We start from the raw sequence: 16139 nt of genomic DNA on the forward strand, positions 1-16139 counted from the left end.
GCGGCTTGCGACCCCTGCCGTCATTCGGGTCGATGCACCGGCAACGACTGCTCTCGAAGTGCAAGGGAAATCCGGCGGCGGGTGACGAGCGCGAGCCGCCCATCTTCAGCCTCTCGACTGAGGTCGTCGGAGCGTTCTCGCAGTTCGCGGATGGTGAAGGTCTGCAATTTTCGGTCCGTCACGAGTCGAGATCCGCCGGCCGCGCTCGTTCCCGAGGCCGAGGCAGATCGAGTTCAACCTCCTCGGACCCCGGCATGGCCAGTCGGTCCGCAATCTTTGACTGCTCCGCAGTGGCGTGGCGCGACGCCAAATCAGGGTCGCAGTCGCTCCAGTCACGGGTCGAGCCGTTGCGTCGACGCATGGATTCTTGCATCGCCTCCAGCGACTTCACCCGACCTGCGCGGACATCCTCGAGCCCTCGCTTGGCATCGGCCAACATCCGCCGCCGCGCTGCACGCGCCTGCTGCAGCGCCGCCTCGATCGCCTCACGAAGGGCGCCGGCCGCGAGCTGCCGCAGGATGAGCTCCGTGCGCCGCGCCACGCGCTGCGCTTCCTCGTCGCCGTCGTCGAGCAGGGCCTGCCATTCGTGCTCAAGGGCCGCCAGGCCGAACGCCGCCGCGGCGTCCAGTAGCACGTCCACCCCGCTGAAAATCAGCGCGCGGCGCAGATATATTGCATCCGCGGCGTCCGGATTCGACCACACAAGCGTGCGATGCCGCTGGCGAAACTCAGCGGGGGTGCGCGTGGGTTGCATCGGCGAAGCGCTCATGGTGCACAGCGATAATTATCGACTTTCAGATAAATTGAATAATGCACCATGCGTCACTATTATCCGTTTTGGCGGGATGCTCAACATGGCGATAATAAACAGACCCATCCCACCTCCTGATGCATAGTAGCTCGCAGAGCAATGGGAGGGATGGTGGTGCGCCCCTGAGATTGATCAGGCGCTCGCGGAGGCCGACATCCTCCCGCACCGTTGGCCATTCTGACCTATCAATCGCCATAGCCTCGGAGCACTCCGCGGTTTTCTCCATCGAGGGTTGTTCGACGCCTGCCAGTAACGCGCGGTGGCACGCTGACATTCCTGCGGGTGACGGCAGGGCATCGAACAACCCTAAACGGGTGCGGCCCGACGCCGAGCACAACCGAGCGTTCCTCCAGGACAGGTCCGCGTAGGGCAGAAGGCGACCCTGAAGCGCCCTTCGGGCGCACAAAAAGTCGACGGCAGCTTCCGAAGTGAAACAGCCATTCCCGGGTCGTCGTCTCAAACGCGTAGACGGGATGTGCGTCCCGATGCCGCGGGAATGTCATACACCAACTGAGTTTCACGCTGGCAGCATTCCCGCGCTATGTGGCGGCCGCCGCTGGGCGACGTCGTCCGCCCATTCAAGCAGTACGTATCCCGTACCTCGCTATCTTGCAATCGCCGCGTCGTGACATCGCTCGAAGCGCCGATCCTTGCAATCGCCGGACAGCTATGTCCTGGTCTTCTGACTGGCGGCGATGGTGAAGCGCACCGATGGTTGCACTGAGGTTGACTTCCGGTTACGCGCTCCCTTCCTTCATGGGCGTCAAGGGTAGCAAGGTCGGTGGCGGTATCCGCTTGCGACCCGGACCTGCTGCACGGGCACGCGATTGATGCAAGGGGGCGATCAATCCATAGGAACTATGCATTTCCCTCCCTTCAGCGGTGAGACCAAAATCAATTCGCGTGCAGGTGCCGCTCTGGCACGGACAGCAAGGAGAGAGCAGTGAACGAACAGGCAATGGACCCGCGGACATGGATCGGACGCAGGGAGCAGCATGAAGATACGATTACCGCGGTGCCGGCGACTGCTTTGCGGGCCACGTTGGACTATCCGGCTGCACCGCAGCCGACCGGTACGCCATTGCCGCCGCTGTGGCATTGGCTTTACTTTCTTCCCATGCACCGACAGAGCGAGATCGGTGCGGATGGTCATGCCAAGCGTGGTGGCTTCCTGCCGCCCGTGCCCTTGCCACGTCGCATGTGGGCTGGTGGCCAGTTTGAATTTCATGCTCCGCTGCGTGTAGGCGACCGCGTTGTGCGCACCTCGACCATCGATGAAGTCTCGACCAAGGAGGGCAGGACCGGCAAGTTGGTCTTCGTCAAGGTCCGTCATGAGGTGTGCGTCGAAGGGCTCCTTGAGCCCTCACTCGTGGAGTTTCATGACATCGTCTATCGCGAGGCACAGCAATCGGGTGATGTTGCCGCCGCACCCCAAGCGGCGCCTTCTGAAGCGGCCTGGCGGCGACAAATCGTGCCGGACGATGTACTGCTGTTCCGCTATTCGGCGCTGACATTCAATGGCCACCGCATTCACTATGACCGCCGCTATGTGACGGAAGTAGAAGGATACCCAGGCCTCATCGTACACGGGCCCCTTATCGCGACGCTGCTGCTGGACCTGCTTCGGCGCGAGCTGCCGCAAGCTGACGTGGCGAGCTTCCGCTTTCGCGCAGTGCGTCCGACATTCGACCTGCACCCCTTCCACGTCAATGGGCAGCCTCAGGCTGATGGCAAGACCATTCATCTTTGGGCGTCGGACCATGAAGGATGGCTGACCATGGACGCCACTGCCGTCTTGCGCTGATTTGCCTCCCGGATTCTCACAATGCAACCACTTAAAGACATCACCGTCGTTACGTTTGAGCATGCTATCGCGGCGCCGTTTGCGACCCGTCAGCTAGCCGATCTAGGCGCCCGTGTCATCAAAATCGAAAGGCCGGGCGTGGGCGACTTCGCTCGCGGATACGACGAACGGGTGCGCGGCTTGGCGTCGCATTTCGTTTGGACCAATCGTTCGAAGGAGAGCTTGACGCTGGACGTCAAGCATCCGGCCGCTGCTGGCGTGCTCGAGCGTCTCATCATGGATAAGGCGGACGTCGTGGTGCAGAATCTCGCGCCCGGGGCGGCCGCCCGGTTGGGACTGGGCTATGAGAGGCTCTCCGCAGTCAAGCCGGAATTGATTGTTTGCGACATTTCCGGCTACGGCGATGACCCGGTCAATCCAGGCCCCTATCGGGACAAGAAGGCCTATGATCTCCTGATCCAGAGCGAGGCCGGCTTCGTCTCGGTGACAGGGACCCCCGAGGAACCCTGCAAGGCTGGACCGTCCATCGCCGATATTGCCGCAGGCATGTATGCCTACACCAATATCCTGGCCGCGCTGCTCCAGCGCGCTCAGACCGGGCGCGGTCAGCGTATCGATATCTCGATGCTTGAATCGCTGGCGGAGTGGACAAGCTACCCGCTTTACTACGCATTCGACGGCGCGGAGCCGCCGCCGCGTACTGGCGCAAGTCACGCCACTATCTATCCGTATGGTCCTTTCCCTGCAGGCGACGGCGTCACGGTGATGCTGGGTCTGCAGAACGAACGGGAGTGGGCGAGCTTCTGCCTGAAGGTGCTGCAGCAGCCCGAACTTGTCGAGGATCCGCGCTTTACCTCCAACTCGAAGCGGGTGGCTGCGCGCACAGCCTTGCGGCAGATTATCGTGGACGCCTTCGCTTCCCTGACCGGCGCGCAGGTGGTGGAGCGGCTGGAAATCGCGCAGATCGCCAATGCCCGTGTCAACGATATGAACGGGGTCTGGGAACATCCGCAACTCAAAGCGCGGGGCCGCTGGACCGAGGTCGGGTCGCCCCAGGGCACGCTGCCGGCCCTGTTGCCGCCTGGCACCTGGAACGAAGGGCCGCGTATGGACCCGATCCCTGCCCTTGGTCAACACACCGACTCCATTCTTGCGGAACTCGGATACGCCTCCCACGAGATTACGGCACTGCGTTCGGACAATGCGGTGTGAATCCGACTCCATCCGTCGACTCGTTCGACAAGATCAAGCAGAGGTAGAACATTATGGCTTCCACAATTATTGACTCGCGCATCTTTGGCGACATGTTCAGTGATGCGCGCATGCGCGAGGTATGGTCGGACGAGAACCGGACCGCCAAGTACCTCGACATCGAACGCGCCCTGGCAAAGGTGCAGGGCGAACTCGGTATCATCCCGAAAGAGGCCGCCGACGAAATCGTGCGCAACTGCGAACTTTCGCAGATTGACTGGGTAAAGCTCAAAGCCAAAACCGAGCAAATCGGCTATCCAATCATCGCCGTGGTCAACCAGATTAACCAGAACTGCCGAGACGGCCTCGGCGAGTTCTGTCACTGGGGAGCCACGACCCAGGACATCACTGACACTGCGGCTGTGCTGCAAATGCGTGAGGGTCTCGCACTAATCGAGGCGGATCTGGACGACATTGCGGGGGCGCTCGCTAAGCTAGCGAAGACATATCGGGACACCCCAGTCATCGGCCGTTCTAACTTGCAGCAAGCCACCCCGATTACGTTCGGCTACAAGATGGCCAGCATCCTGGCTGGCATTGACCGTCATCGCGAGCGGTTGCAGCAGCTTAAGCCGCGTGTACTGATGGGAGAGTTCGGCGGCGCCTCCGGTACGCTTTCTTCTCTGCAGACGGGCGCTATGGAGACGCAAGCCGCGCTGATGAAAGAGTTGGGTTTGGCGCAGCCGCTCATCTCCTGGCATACGGTACGCGACACCGTAGCCGAGGTTGGCGCGTTCCTGGGTCTCGTCGGTGGATCGCTAGGCAAGATTGCCATGGATGTAAAGCTGATGATGCAGACGGAGGTGGCGGAGGTGTTCGAGCCATTCGCGCCCGGGCGCGGCTCGTCGTCTACCATGCCGCAGAAGCGCAACCCGATTTCGTGCCTGTACATCCACGCGAACATTTCAGTGGCGCGACAGCACGCAGCAGCCCTGATGGATGCGATGGTCGCCGACCATGAGCGCTCCACCGGGCCTTGGGAGATTGAATGGGTGTCGTTGCCCGAGATCTTCTGCCTGATCTCCGGCGCATTGAAACAGGCCAAATTTGTGCTGCAAGGGCTTGAAGTCGACGCCGTCCGCATGCGCGCCAACATCGATATGACCAACGGGCTTGTGATGTCCGAAGCGGTGATGATGGGGTTGGGCCCGTACATCGGCCGGGAATATGCGCATGACCTGGTCTATGACCTGTGCCGCAAGGCCATCGATGAAAACCGGCCATTGATCGACATACTCGCGGCTCACCCGGAAATCAGCGGGCATGTCACACGATCTCAACTCGAGGCGATGTGCGACCCCGCCAATAACCTCGGGCAGGCTGGCGTGATGGTCGACCGCGTGCTTGCAAGCCGGCGTTGAAGGATCGACACGCCTGGCGAAAAGACTCCGGCAACTCTGATGCCGGTCGCAATAATATAAGGAGACACCGTCGTGAATCTACGGAGCCCATTCAAGCACTTATACGTCCAGGTGCTCATCGGACTAATGCTCGGCATCACTGTCGGGCACTACTGGCCAGATATTGGTGCGTCCCTCAAACCGCTCGGCGACGGGTTCGTCAAGCTGGTCAAGATGATGATCGCGCCGGTCGTGTTCTGCACGATAGTGACCGGCATTACGTCGCTTAGCGATACCAGGGAGATTGGAAAGACTCTGCTGAAGTCGATGGGGTTATTTTACGTACTGACCATCATTGCCTTGCTAACCGGTCTCGTCACGGTATTTCTGATGCAGCCTGGCGCAGGCATGCACGTCGACCCTAAGCAGCTCGATGCCAGTGTTGCGGCGCGCTTTGCCAACGACATCCAGATCCACGGCTTTGCCGATTTTGCATTGCACATCATCCCTAATGCGTTCGTCGGGGCGTTCGCGCAAGGTGAGGTCCTTCCCGTCCTGCTGCTCGCGGTGTTGTGCGGCTTCGGGCTCACGCGCATTGGGTCCGCGGCTCGTCCCGTACTGGACACCATCGATGGCTTCTCGCACATGCTTTTTGCCGTCTTTGGCGTCATCATGCGGGCGGCGCCGATCGGGGCCTTCGGGGCGATGGCTTTCACGGTCGGACGCTATGGAATCAAGTCGATTGGTTCTTTGGGGCTTCTCATCGGAACCTTCTATGTTGCCTGTTCCTTCTTCGTCGTAGTGGTACTCGGCATCTTGTGTCGGCTGCACGGCTTCCGACTTTGGCAGTTGCTACGTTATATCAAGGAAGAACTGCTGGTCGTCTTGGGTACATCGTCAAGCGAGCCGGTGCTGCCCCGGTTGTTGCTGAAACTCGAGCGCCTGGGCTGCAAGAAGGGTGTCGTCGGGCTGGTACTTCCGACAGGGTATTCCTTCAACCTGGATGGCACTGCTATCTATCTGACGCTTGCGTCGATGTTTATTGCCCAGGCATGCGACATCCACCTGACCTGGCATCAGATTGCTGCCATGCTCGGCATCATGCTGTTGACCTCAAAGGGCGCAGCAGGGGTAACCGGGAGCGGATTCGTGGCACTGGTCGCTACGCTGACCGTCATGCCGGACCTTCCCGTTGCTGGCGTCGCGCTTATCGTCGGCATTGACCGCTTCATGTCCGAGGCTCGGGCCCTGACGAGTACGATCAGTAACGTCGTTGCCTGTATCGTGGTTTCGATGTGGGAGAAGGCTTGCGATCGTGAAGTACTGAAGCGCGAGTTGACATCGAACTACACGTCCACGGAGGAAAAGCTCGAGGCGGGCGATGTGCCGTCCGTGATCATGGCCGGTCCGTCGCCGCACTGAATGCGTGTGGCTGCTCCTAACTATGCGCGGCGACTGCCGCGCTTGCCCCGAGTTGACTTCATTTCGCTGAGGAAATCATAGAGCTGTTGCGCCGCGGGCGGCAACGAACGCCCCTTGCGGCGAATGAGTCCGATATTGCGCGTGATGACGGGATCGGTCAGCGGAACGCTTACGAGTAGCGGGTGGTCCGGCCCAGGCATGGCAATCGAAGGCACAGCCGCAACGCCGAGCCCGGCTTCGACTAGTCCCAGCGTTGTTGTGACGTGCTGAGTCTCATAGATGCTGTAGGGGAGGCCGGATACGTTGGATAGCGCCTGGTCTAACAGTAGTCGATTGCCGGATGCCTTGCTCACGGAAATATAGTCATACTCGGCCAAGTCTGCCCATTTGACACGTCGATGCTTCGCGAGTGGATGGTCGCGCCGGCATGCCGCCACGAATCTCTCTTCGAGCAGGGGCCGAAACTCGATTTCCGGCTCCTGGTTGCCCACGAAATTGAGTCCGAAGTCCGCTTCACCCCCCGATACCGCGGACAAGACCTCGTTTGCGCTGGCGTCAAGGAGCTTGACGCGAATCTTCGGATAGCGCTCGTGATAGCGCGAGATGACCTGCGACAAAAAGTAATAGACCGTTGAAGGTACGCAGGCGATGGTCACTTCCCCCATGCGTGTGGTCGTTACTCCTCGTATGCCAAGCAGCGTCTGGTCCAGGTCATCCAGAATCTGTTGGAGCTTGCGGTCGAACTCCCGCCCCACCGATGTCAGGCTAACGCGTCGCGTGGTGCGATCCAGCAAGCGGACACCCAGTGCTTCTTCCAGCTTTTCGATTCGGCGACTGAAGGCCGGCTGCGAAATATGCAGTGCGTCGGCCGCCTTCCGGAAGTTGTTCAACTCGGCAACTGCACGGAATGCCTGCAAGTCGTTGAGGTTGAAATTGATGGTCATCGGTGTGCCTGGCGTCGTCCTCACTGATCCATAGTGTGCATCAACCGTTCGTAATTATGCAATTCCATAGGTATCAGAAAAGTACGACGATACGTTCGCGGGCCGCAGAGGCCCTCGATCGAACGATAACGATTCGGAGCAGACAGATGCGGTTCACCCAACGACTCTTCCTCGGCAGTCTCGCCATCGCGGCCGCCATGGCCAGCCCGGGTGCCTGGAGCGCCTTCCCGGACAAGCGCATCACCCTGGTCGTGCCCACTGCCGCCGGAGGTGCCAACGACGCCATCGCACGTGTGGTTGCGCAAGCCATGTCGTCAATTCTCAAGCAGACCGTTGTGGTCGATAACAAGGCCGGCGCCAACGGCGCAATTGCCAGCGAGTTCGTCATGCGAGCCCCGCCCGATGGTTACACGCTCCTGCTTGGATACGTCGCCACCCATGCGATGAATCCGGCACTGCAGCGCCTGCGCTACGACCCGGTCAAGGACTTCGTGCCGGTCGGCATGGTCGGGTCGTCGGCGACGGTGATGGTCCTCAATCCCGGGGTGAAGGCGAACGATGCGAAGGCTGTCGTGGCTCTGCTGAAAGCGACGCCAAGCAAGGTCAGCTACGCATCCGCTGGCAATGGGACCGCGCCACACTTTGCTGCCGAGATGTTCAAGCTCTCCACGGGCACCGACATGCTTCACGTTCCGTACAAGGGGTCTGCACCCGCGATCAACGACACCATGGCAGGCCAGACACAAGTGATGTTTCCAAGTCTTTTTACTGCCATTCCTTATATAAAGGGTGGCAAGCTCAAGGTGGTCGGCGTCGCGGGCAGCAAGCGTTCTGCATTGATGCCCAACGTCCCCACACTAAAAGAGCAGGGCATCAATGATGTCGACGTTTCGCAGTGGTATGGAATCTTCGCGCCTGCCAATACCCCAATGCCCGTCGTAGAAGCGTTAAACAAGGCTCTCAACCAAGCACTGGCGGAGAAAAGCGTTGTTCAACGTCTGGAAGGCCACGGCGCGGAGGTCGCGACGATGACGCCGAGTCAAATGCAAGTTTTTATGCAACAGGAGCAAGTGAAATGGAAGGCGGTTGTGCAGGCGGCGAAGTTGAAGGCGGACTGAGATGAGTAAAACTATTCCCTGTGTCCTGATGCGCGCCGGCACCTCTCGCGGACCGTTCTTCCTGCGCGAATGGCTACCGGAAAACGATGAGGAGCGCGACCAGGCGCTGATTGGCGCTATCGGAGCATCGGATCCCCTGCAACTTGACGGCGTTGGAGGCGGCAGCACGCTTAACAGCAAGGTAGCCATTGTGTCACGGTCCGCGCAGCCCGATTGTGACCTGGACTATCTTTTTGTACAGGTGGGAGTCGGGAATTGCTCGGTGGATACACGCCCCAATTGCGGCAACATGCTGTCAGGCGTCGCGCCTTTTGCCATCGAACAGGGTCTCGTCCGGGCCGAGCGCGACACGACGCGGGTACGCGTGCATAACGTCAATACTGGAGCTCGAATCGACGTGACCGTACGTACGCCGGATGGCCGGATCACCTATGACGGTGACACCCGCATCGACGGCGTCGCTGGAACCGGCGCTCCGATCTTGCTTGATTTCCTGGATGCGTGGGGTGCCGTGACAGGTCAGGTATTCCCAACGGGAAACCGCATCGATGTGATCCACGGCGTCGAGGTGACTTGCATCGACGCGGCCATGCCGCTGATGATTGTCCGGGCCTGCGACCTGGGCGTCAGCGGCCGTGAAGCACCGGCCACGCTTGACAGTGATGCAGCATTGCTGTCGCGACTGGAGGCGCTGCGATTGCAAGCCGGCCTGCTGATGGGTCTCGGCGATGTGTCTGACAGCGTCATTCCGAAGCCAGTGCTGGTTAGCCCGGGCGACTCGCGGGATAGCATCACATCGCGCTACTTCACTCCGCGCAAGTGCCATGCCTCTCATGCCGTTACGGGAGCTATCGGCGTGGCCAGCGCCTTCGCATTGCCGGGTACCGTCGCGAGCCAGAACGAAAGGCACGCTGGCCGACATGCCCTCGTGGTGCTTCATCCTGCCGGGCGGATTGAAGTCGAAGTGGAACTGGAGGGCGAGGGTGATGCCACGAAAGTCACTCGTGCAGCGCTTGTCCGAACGGCCCGAAAAATCATGGCTGGTGAACTCCATCTGCCCGACTACGTCTTCTCTCGGCCCGAGCCAATAGCAAAGCCTTCGGTGGGATCGCGAGCGAAGCCTTTGCAAATCATCCTGCCTACACGCGCAGGCGGTGGCAATGACGCTGTGGCTCACCTCATCGGTCCCCGCATCGGGCGGCTGCTGGGGCAAGAGGGGTCATCGATAACCGGGCCGGTGCGAACGGAGGGATAGCCTGCGAGTATGTTGCGCGGGCGGTCCCCGATGGACATACGTTGCTCCTTGGCTACGTGGGAACACATGCGATGAATCCCGCACTTCAGAAGGTTGGGTACGATCCCCTCCGCAGCTTCGCGCCGATAGGTCTCATTGGGTCTTCTCCGATACTGTTGGTGGCAAATCCGTCGAACGTGCCGGCTGACGTGGAGGCTCTGGTCGCTCGCTTGAAACAAGAGCCACATGGTCTGCGCTACGCGTCCGCAGGCGACGGCACACCGCCTCATTTCGGTGCGGAACTCTTCCAGCTTGCCACTGGCACATCGATGCGGTCTCTCACCTTTGACGGCGCTGCGCCGGCAATTGCGTCCACCATCGAAGGGCGCACACAGGTGATGTTTTCCAGCCTGCTCACTGCGTATCGGCCGCTACGGGCCGGGCGCCTTCATGCGCTTTCGGTTGCCGGTCCAAAACGCCTTTCTTGTTTGCCGGATGTTCCTACGCTTGCTGAAGCGGGGGTTTCTGGCGTGCAACTGACACAGTGGTACGCGCTGTTCGCGCCTGCTGGCACTCACGCTGCTAAGGTGGATGAGCTAAATCAGGTATTGAACGAAGTTTTACGAGACCCGGACATCATTGCAGGTTTTGAAAATTATGGCGCGACGGCCGAGCCAAGCAGTCCCGAGGCGCTGATGGAAAAAGTAGAGTCCGAGCTGGCGCGATGGCGGCGCGTCGTTACGGAGTCAAGGCTGGCGCCAGCACTTGCCGCGCCACATCCTCAATTAGCCGACTCGTGTTAACTGCACTGTGATGAGCCGGCCAAGGACAGCCTACAGTCTTGCAACTGCATATCAGCCGGGTTCCGTGTCGGCTCGAAGGAAGTCGGCAATGATTTCGGCGGACCTGCAAGAGTTGATGAAGGGATTCCGGCCACGCTCCCCGGCATTACGTGGCGGAGGCTTGCACCGATTCGGTCGTCCCAATATGAGCATGGCGGCGAGTCCGATGTTTAAGCCGATGTCGGCGGCAAATTGAAATCCGCTTTAAACCTTCTACGGATTCAGCAATAGGAGAAATCATGACCATAGTCGAAGCCCACTTGGGCAGCGAAAAGAGGCTGGAGCTGGTATCCCGGCCTTGCTGTGCCGTCGCACCGGTTGCGCTGATGGACCCCGATCCAATGGCCATTTCTTGGAGACGGACACCGACCGAGGTGCTGATGGAGAATTTGAATGACCGGCAAGACGTGACCGATATCGCGTTCTTGGGATACAACTAACCCTTCTCGAAGAGGGCGAGCTCCGAAGGTTACGCCGCCGCTTCCGTGGCAAGCCACCGTCTTCATTTCTTGCATCAGGTCGACTGCGATCGCAGTTCGCCGTACTGCGCGGCGCTGATCCACGGCGCCTCGTCGCACATGATTGAGCAGGACGACGTGCACAAAGACTCCGTGATCCACCTTGCCGCCCGCTGAAAGGCACCGCCATGAACATCGCCACCACCTATCTCTTCGTGCCGGGCAACCGGCAAGAGCGCTTCGACAAGGCAGTTGCCGCCGGCGCAGACGTGACAATCTTCGACCTGGAGGATGCAGTCCACCCCGACGGCAAGGACGCCGCCCGCGTGGCAATCGCCTCGTGGCTCGCGGCAAGGCAGCTTTCAGGACAGGCGGGGAATGTCCTTGTCCGCATCAATGACGCCGCCTCGCCTTATTTCAGTGCCGACCTGGAGTGGCTCGCCAACCTGCCCGCCGGCACGCCGCTGGCCGGGCTAATGGTTCCCAAGGCCGAACAACCTGCGGCGTTGGGCGGCATCGCCGAGGCGCTGCGCAGGGTCAATCCGCACGGCGCATTGGTGCCGCTCATCGAGAGCGCCATAGGGGTGCAAAAGGCCGATGCCATCGCCACAGCGCCCGGCGTGGCCCGGCTGGCCTTCGGCTCGATTGACTACGCCGTCGACCTGGGCTGCGAGCACACCCGTGACGCACTGGCCTACGCGCGCGGCCGCCTCGTACTGGCCTCGCGCGTCGCCCGCCTGCCGTCGCCCGTTGACGGCGTAACCACGGCGCTGAAGGATGAGACCGTTCTGGCCGACGACGTCGCCTATGCCCGGGAACTCGGCTTCGCTGGGAAGCTGTGTATCCACCCGTCGCAGGTGGCCTGCGTGCGAGCGGGCTTTCGGCCGTCCGCCCAGCAGACGGATTGGGCCCGCCGCGTGATCGAGGCCACCTCGTCCGGCAGCCATGCCGTGCAGGTCGACGGCAAGATGGTCGACAGGCCCGTCATCGAGCAGGCGAAGCGCATTCTGGCTCTTTCTGGCTACTAGTAAGCGCGGTCCCGGCCGAGGCCACGAGCGGCCGTTCTCTCTACACTGCACAGCAAGGTGTCCAAGACGGCTGGTGTGACCGCTGACTTATCGCGCCGCGTTAAAAATGTGCAGCCTGTCGTTTCAGGGGCACCCCGCGGCGGGGGATTCTGCTTTGAGGCAGTGGAATGGAGGTGTGCACTGGATGCGGTCGATGTTGCGATACCATCTTTCGGTGATCGACGGCCGCTTGCCGAATGGAGCTGCCATGTGAGTGTCTCGGCTGCATGACCATTGCTCGCGATCCGATGTGCCTGCCTTGGCAGACATCTTGGGCGAGCAACCGAGTCAGGTCGCTAGCCCGAGGCGCTATCAATCGCAAGATTGAACAAAGCCAGTTCGCGGATGTTCGCAGACATCTGCAGCCTGGTTCGAATCGCCCAGATTTCTGGAAGCTTCAACGGAGGCTCTTGTCCGATCAGCTTGCCCTTGTTCCAAGGCTCGCGGGAGCGAGCGGTGTCATTGTGCGTTGCCATAACGATCTCCTTCCAGTTTGGAGGGAGATCCAGTGTGCGCCTATGCCAGAGGTCGCTGGCCGACCGAGGGTGTGTGAAAACGTCTCGATCACCTAGACTGGGTCAACGCATTCAGATTGGGGGGCAGGATGAAGCGATTCATAGAGGGAGAAGACCGCAAGCAAGCTACGCTGCTTCCTGAATGCCTCGATGATTTCATCGCCGAGTAGAACCCCGCCAGGATCATCGACGCGTTTGTTGAAGAGTTGGATCTCGAGTCGCTCGGGTTCGAAGGTGCCAATCCTTCGACAACAGGTCGCCCCTCTTATCATCCTGCCGTCCTTTTTGAAGATATACATCTATGGCTACCTCAATCGGATCCAGTCCAGCCGCCGCCTGGAGCGCGAATGCCAACGCAATATAGAGCTGATGTGGCTTACCGGTCGACTGGCGCCGGACTTCAAGACGATTGCAAACTTCCGCAGGGATAACGGCGCGGGCATTCGCAATGTCTGCCGTCGTTTCATAGTTCTGTGCCGGGATCTAAAATTGTTCTCGCAGGCCCTGGTCGCCATCGACGGCAGCAAGTTCAAGGCAGTCAATACTCGGGACCGCAATTTCACTGCGGGCAAGGTCGATAAGCGCCAGCAGCAAATCGAGGAGAGCATCCAGCGATATCTTTGCGCGCTGGAGACTGCGGATCGCACGCAGCCGGCGGAGATAGAACCCAAAACATCTCGACTGCGCGAGAAGATTGCGCAACTACGTCAGCAGATGCATCGCCTTGACCGGATAAAGGAAGAGCTCAAGACTGTGCCAGATGGTCAGATCTCGATGACTGATCCTGATGCGCGTTCGATGGCAACAAGTGGAAAGGGCTCTGGAATGGTGGGCTACAACGTACAGATGGCCGTTGATGCCAAGCACCATCTGATCGTCGCTCACGAGGTCACAAATGCCGACAGCGACCGGGCGCAGCTTAGCTCCATGGCTCAAGCAGCTCGCGATGCGATGGGTAAGACCAAGCTTAAAGCCATAGCTGATCGTGGCTACTTCAGTGCGCTGGAGATCAAGGAATGCGAGAATACGGGCATTGCTGCTATCTTGCCCAAGCCAAGCCAGCAAGGTCCAGCGCGAAGGTGGGCGGTCGATTCGTTCGGGCGGACTTCATCTACATTACCAGGGACGATGAATATCAATGTCCCGCCGGTGAACGTGCGATATACCGCTTCACCAGAGAAGAACATGGACTGCAGCTACGCCGCTACTGGAGTAGTGCCTGTCCTCAATGCACCATGCGATCTCAATGCACGCCGAGTCCGTACCGGCGCATCTCGAGATGGGAGCATGAGGAAGTGCCGGAGGCCGTCCAGCGCCGGCTCGACAAGACTCCTGATGCCATAACGGTTCGCAGGCGAACTGTCGAGCATGTCTTCGGTACCTTCAAACATTGGATGGGCTACACGCACTTCCTGACGCGTACGCTACCTAATGTAGGTACTGAAATGAGCCTGCATATTCTGGCGTACAACCTCAAGCGCGTCCTTTGAATTCTCGGGTTCTCGAAAACGATGAAGGCCATGCGCCTGGTGGGTGCGTAAGCACCTATTTGCGCCCAAAATTGGGACGAAGATCGCCCTCAGGGGCCCGCTAGCGCTGTTCGCACCCGTTTCGACGTCGTCCCGCGACCGGATGGGCCGAAATTCGATAAAGCAGGCTCCGCCCCGGAGGAGACGCGCATTGATGCGATTCGAGAGACGTTTCCAAACGGCCTCGACCCGTATCAGAAATCGGGAGCGCGCTGACGAATGTCCGCTCAAGTCGCCGTCGCGGACAATTGCATTCTTATGATGCATTTGGTGTTCCTGTTCGGCTGTTGCCGGCGAGTTGCGGTTGAAGCGATTTGCGGATACTAGAGCGGACGAAACAGCCGCCAAACTAAGCGTTTGTGTCGGCGTGCTGTCGGTCGAAGACCTCTCTAGCCTGCCGGAAGCGGTCCGCATTTTCAACGATCCAGGTCCACAGCGGGACCATCCGAACGAGAAGTTCCATGCCCGTGTCCGACAATTCGTACTCGACTCTCGGGGGAACCTCTTCGAAATCATGACGGAACACCAATCCGTCACGCTCCAACTGCCGCAGAGTGCGCGTCAGCATGCGTTGAGTCACCCCGTGCATGCGCCTGCCGATTTCTGCATGGCGCAGTCTGCCATAGACCCCGAGTGTGTGGATGACCCCCAGTGACCAACGGTTCCCGGCATGCGCGAGCAACTCACGCCGTAACCCGTCGTCATCGTCTCTCAAGCCGTCACAAACGGTTTGCGAATATTGAAGAATCTCGTTCCGATCCAATTATCAGCTCCCAGTATCACGCTTGTGCCTTCTTTCACGCGAGCCCATGCGTTGCTAGACTGCCGCAACGCATTCTCAGAGGACATATCATGAACCAATCGGATCCTAACGCCACATCTCAGAACATTCTCGTGCTCGGTGCCGGCGAGCTTGGGCTCCCGGTCCTGCGGAGTCTCGCGCGCCGAGCGAAGGATGTGGATGGTGCGAAGATAAGCGTGCTGCTGCGAGCGAGTGCCGTGGAGTCCACTGAGCCAGGCAAGCGACATGATATCGCGGAGATCCGAGAGCTTGGGATCGAGATCGTCGTGGGCGATCTGGTGAAAAGCTCCATCGATGAGCTGGCCGCAGTTTTCGCGGGCTACGACACGGTTATCGGTTGCGCGGGTTATGCAGCCGGTATCAACACGCCGATGAAACTAGCGCGCGCAGCCTTGCAGGCGCGAATTCCGCGGTATTTTCCTTGGCAGTTCGGCGTCGATTTCGATGTGATCGGTCGAGGCAGCCCTCAGGACATCTTCGACGCACAACTGGACGTGCGTGAATTGCTGCGAAGTCAGCACGAGACTGAGTGGGTCATCATCTCGACTGGAATGTTCATGAGCTATCTTTTTGAGCGCGACTTCGGAGTTGTTGATCTGGACAGCGACACCGTCCACGCACTTGGAACCCTCGACACCGCAGTGACGCTCACAACGCCAGATGATATTGGCGTGCTGACTGCCGAAATCGTGTTTGCCAAGCCCCGTATTCGAAACGAGATCGTGTATCTGGCTGGAGACACCGTGACTTACGGGGAGGTGGCCGACAAACTGCAGGCGGCTCTCGGCCGACCCATTAGCCGCTCGGAGTGGAGCGAGCAGTTTTTAATGGATGAGCTGGCGCGCGAGCCGACCAATATGATGCGGAAGTACCGGGCGGCTTTTGCTCAGGGGCGGGGTGTCGCGTGGGACAAGAGTGGAACTTTCAATCACACGCGCGCCATTCCGGTCACCGACGTGGCGTCGTGGATCAACGCGAATCTAACTTCCCGGCCTTAGGGAG

The 16139-nt window shown here is 59.9% G+C and carries 14 protein-coding genes and 2 pseudogenes; 11 read left to right on the forward strand and 5 right to left on the reverse strand.

Going from position 1 to position 16139, the window contains the following annotated elements:
- Positions 1 to 20 precede the first annotated feature (20 nt).
- Positions 21 to 167 carry a hypothetical protein gene (locus J8I82_RS23550; protein ID WP_209761280.1) on the reverse strand — a complete coding sequence of 49 codons (147 nt, stop codon included), beginning with the start codon at positions 165 to 167 and terminating at the stop codon, positions 21 to 23.
- 11 nt (positions 168 to 178) lie between these two features.
- Positions 179 to 769 carry a hypothetical protein gene (locus J8I82_RS23555; RefSeq protein ID WP_209761281.1) on the reverse strand — a complete coding sequence of 197 codons (591 nt, stop codon included), beginning with the start codon at positions 767 to 769 and terminating at the stop codon, positions 179 to 181.
- A 1000-nt stretch (positions 770 to 1769) separates the two neighbouring features.
- On the opposite strand from J8I82_RS23555, the gene J8I82_RS23560 reads away from it, so the two are divergent.
- From J8I82_RS23560 to dctA, 4 genes are all read left to right on the forward strand, one after another.
- Positions 1770 to 2615 (forward strand): HTD2 family dehydratase, encoded by an 846-nt coding sequence (locus J8I82_RS23560; protein WP_209761325.1) that lies wholly within the window; start codon positions 1770 to 1772, stop codon positions 2613 to 2615.
- A gap of 21 nt (positions 2616 to 2636) precedes the next feature.
- Entirely contained in the window at positions 2637 to 3827 is a 1191-nt protein-coding gene (locus J8I82_RS23565) for a CaiB/BaiF CoA transferase family protein (protein ID WP_209761282.1), read from the forward strand.
- Between the two features lie 53 nt (positions 3828 to 3880).
- Entirely contained in the window at positions 3881 to 5227 is a 1347-nt protein-coding gene (locus J8I82_RS23570) for a class-II fumarase/aspartase family protein (RefSeq protein WP_209761283.1), read from the forward strand.
- A gap of 72 nt (positions 5228 to 5299) precedes the next feature.
- Positions 5300 to 6628, forward strand: coding sequence for a C4-dicarboxylate transporter DctA (dctA, locus tag J8I82_RS23575; RefSeq protein ID WP_209761284.1), 1329 nt, complete (start codon positions 5300 to 5302; stop codon positions 6626 to 6628).
- A 20-nt stretch (positions 6629 to 6648) separates the two neighbouring features.
- Here the strand turns inward: dctA and J8I82_RS23580 are convergent, their stop codons facing one another.
- The gene (locus J8I82_RS23580) at positions 6649 to 7572 is read right to left on the reverse strand and encodes a LysR family transcriptional regulator (protein WP_209761285.1); all 924 of its coding nucleotides are present in this window, start codon (positions 7570 to 7572) and stop codon (positions 6649 to 6651) included.
- 146 nt (positions 7573 to 7718) lie between these two features.
- Here J8I82_RS23580 and J8I82_RS23585 point away from each other — a divergent pair, with 146 nt between their 5' ends.
- From J8I82_RS23585 to J8I82_RS23600, 5 genes are all read left to right on the forward strand, one after another.
- A complete protein-coding gene (locus J8I82_RS23585; RefSeq protein WP_209761286.1) occupies positions 7719 to 8690 on the forward strand; it encodes a Bug family tripartite tricarboxylate transporter substrate binding protein in 972 nt (323 codons plus the stop codon).
- Between the two features lies 1 nt (position 8691).
- Positions 8692 to 9945, forward strand: coding sequence for a 4-oxalomesaconate tautomerase (locus J8I82_RS38455; RefSeq protein WP_245180028.1), 1254 nt, complete (start codon positions 8692 to 8694; stop codon positions 9943 to 9945).
- Positions 9942 to 10727, forward strand: a complete 786-nt coding sequence (locus J8I82_RS38460; protein ID WP_284183137.1) for a Bug family tripartite tricarboxylate transporter substrate binding protein — start codon at positions 9942 to 9944, stop codon at positions 10725 to 10727. Before J8I82_RS38455 ends, J8I82_RS38460 begins: the two co-directional genes overlap by 4 nt.
- 278 nt (positions 10728 to 11005) lie before the next feature.
- Positions 11006 to 11206, forward strand: a complete 201-nt coding sequence (locus J8I82_RS23595) for a hypothetical protein (RefSeq protein ID WP_209761287.1) — start codon at positions 11006 to 11008, stop codon at positions 11204 to 11206.
- A 206-nt stretch (positions 11207 to 11412) separates the two neighbouring features.
- On the forward strand, positions 11413 to 12252 hold the full coding sequence (locus J8I82_RS23600; protein ID WP_209761288.1) for an HpcH/HpaI aldolase/citrate lyase family protein: 840 nt from the start codon (positions 11413 to 11415) through the stop codon (positions 12250 to 12252).
- A gap of 256 nt (positions 12253 to 12508) precedes the next feature.
- On the opposite strand, the pseudogene J8I82_RS23605 reads toward J8I82_RS23600, so the two are convergent.
- A pseudogene (locus J8I82_RS23605) lies at positions 12509 to 12767 on the reverse strand (integrase); the annotation flags it as partial.
- A gap of 128 nt (positions 12768 to 12895) precedes the next feature.
- On the opposite strand from J8I82_RS23605, the pseudogene J8I82_RS23610 reads away from it, so the two are divergent.
- Positions 12896 to 14296, forward strand: a pseudogene (locus J8I82_RS23610) (IS1182 family transposase).
- Between the two features lie 388 nt (positions 14297 to 14684).
- Here the strand turns inward: J8I82_RS23610 and J8I82_RS23615 are convergent.
- Positions 14685 to 15098 carry a winged helix-turn-helix transcriptional regulator gene (locus J8I82_RS23615; protein ID WP_209761289.1) on the reverse strand — a complete coding sequence of 138 codons (414 nt, stop codon included), beginning with the start codon at positions 15096 to 15098 and terminating at the stop codon, positions 14685 to 14687.
- 89 nt (positions 15099 to 15187) lie between these two features.
- Here J8I82_RS23615 and J8I82_RS23620 point away from each other — a divergent pair, with 89 nt between their 5' ends.
- Positions 15188 to 16135, forward strand: a complete 948-nt coding sequence (locus J8I82_RS23620) for an aromatic alcohol reductase (protein ID WP_209761290.1) — start codon at positions 15188 to 15190, stop codon at positions 16133 to 16135.
- Positions 16136 to 16139: the final 4 nt, after the last annotated feature.

It is taken from the genome of Cupriavidus consociatus (genome assembly GCF_017814975.1).
Taxonomy (GTDB): Bacteria; Pseudomonadota; Gammaproteobacteria; order Burkholderiales; family Burkholderiaceae; genus Cupriavidus; species Cupriavidus consociatus.

What these genes read in the sequence shown, in the direction of transcription:
- J8I82_RS23555 (WP_209761281.1), bottom strand. Translation starts at nt 769, where the DNA reads ATGAGCGCTTCGCCGATGCAACCCACGCGCACCCCCGCTGAGTTTCGC.
- J8I82_RS23560 (WP_209761325.1), top strand. Translation starts at nt 1,770, where the DNA reads ATGGACCCGCGGACATGGATCGGACGCAGGGAGCAGCATGAAGATACG.
- J8I82_RS23565 (WP_209761282.1), top strand. Translation starts at nt 2,637, where the DNA reads ATGCAACCACTTAAAGACATCACCGTCGTTACGTTTGAGCATGCTATC.
- J8I82_RS23570 (WP_209761283.1), top strand. Translation starts at nt 3,881, where the DNA reads ATGGCTTCCACAATTATTGACTCGCGCATCTTTGGCGACATGTTCAGT.
- J8I82_RS23580 (WP_209761285.1), bottom strand. Translation starts at nt 7,572, where the DNA reads ATGACCATCAATTTCAACCTCAACGACTTGCAGGCATTCCGTGCAGTT.
- J8I82_RS23585 (WP_209761286.1), top strand. Translation starts at nt 7,719, where the DNA reads ATGCGGTTCACCCAACGACTCTTCCTCGGCAGTCTCGCCATCGCGGCC.
- J8I82_RS38455 (WP_245180028.1), top strand. Translation starts at nt 8,692, where the DNA reads ATGAGTAAAACTATTCCCTGTGTCCTGATGCGCGCCGGCACCTCTCGC.
- J8I82_RS23595 (WP_209761287.1), top strand. Translation starts at nt 11,006, where the DNA reads ATGACCATAGTCGAAGCCCACTTGGGCAGCGAAAAGAGGCTGGAGCTG.
- J8I82_RS23600 (WP_209761288.1), top strand. Translation starts at nt 11,413, where the DNA reads ATGAACATCGCCACCACCTATCTCTTCGTGCCGGGCAACCGGCAAGAG.
- J8I82_RS23620 (WP_209761290.1), top strand. Translation starts at nt 15,188, where the DNA reads ATGAACCAATCGGATCCTAACGCCACATCTCAGAACATTCTCGTGCTC.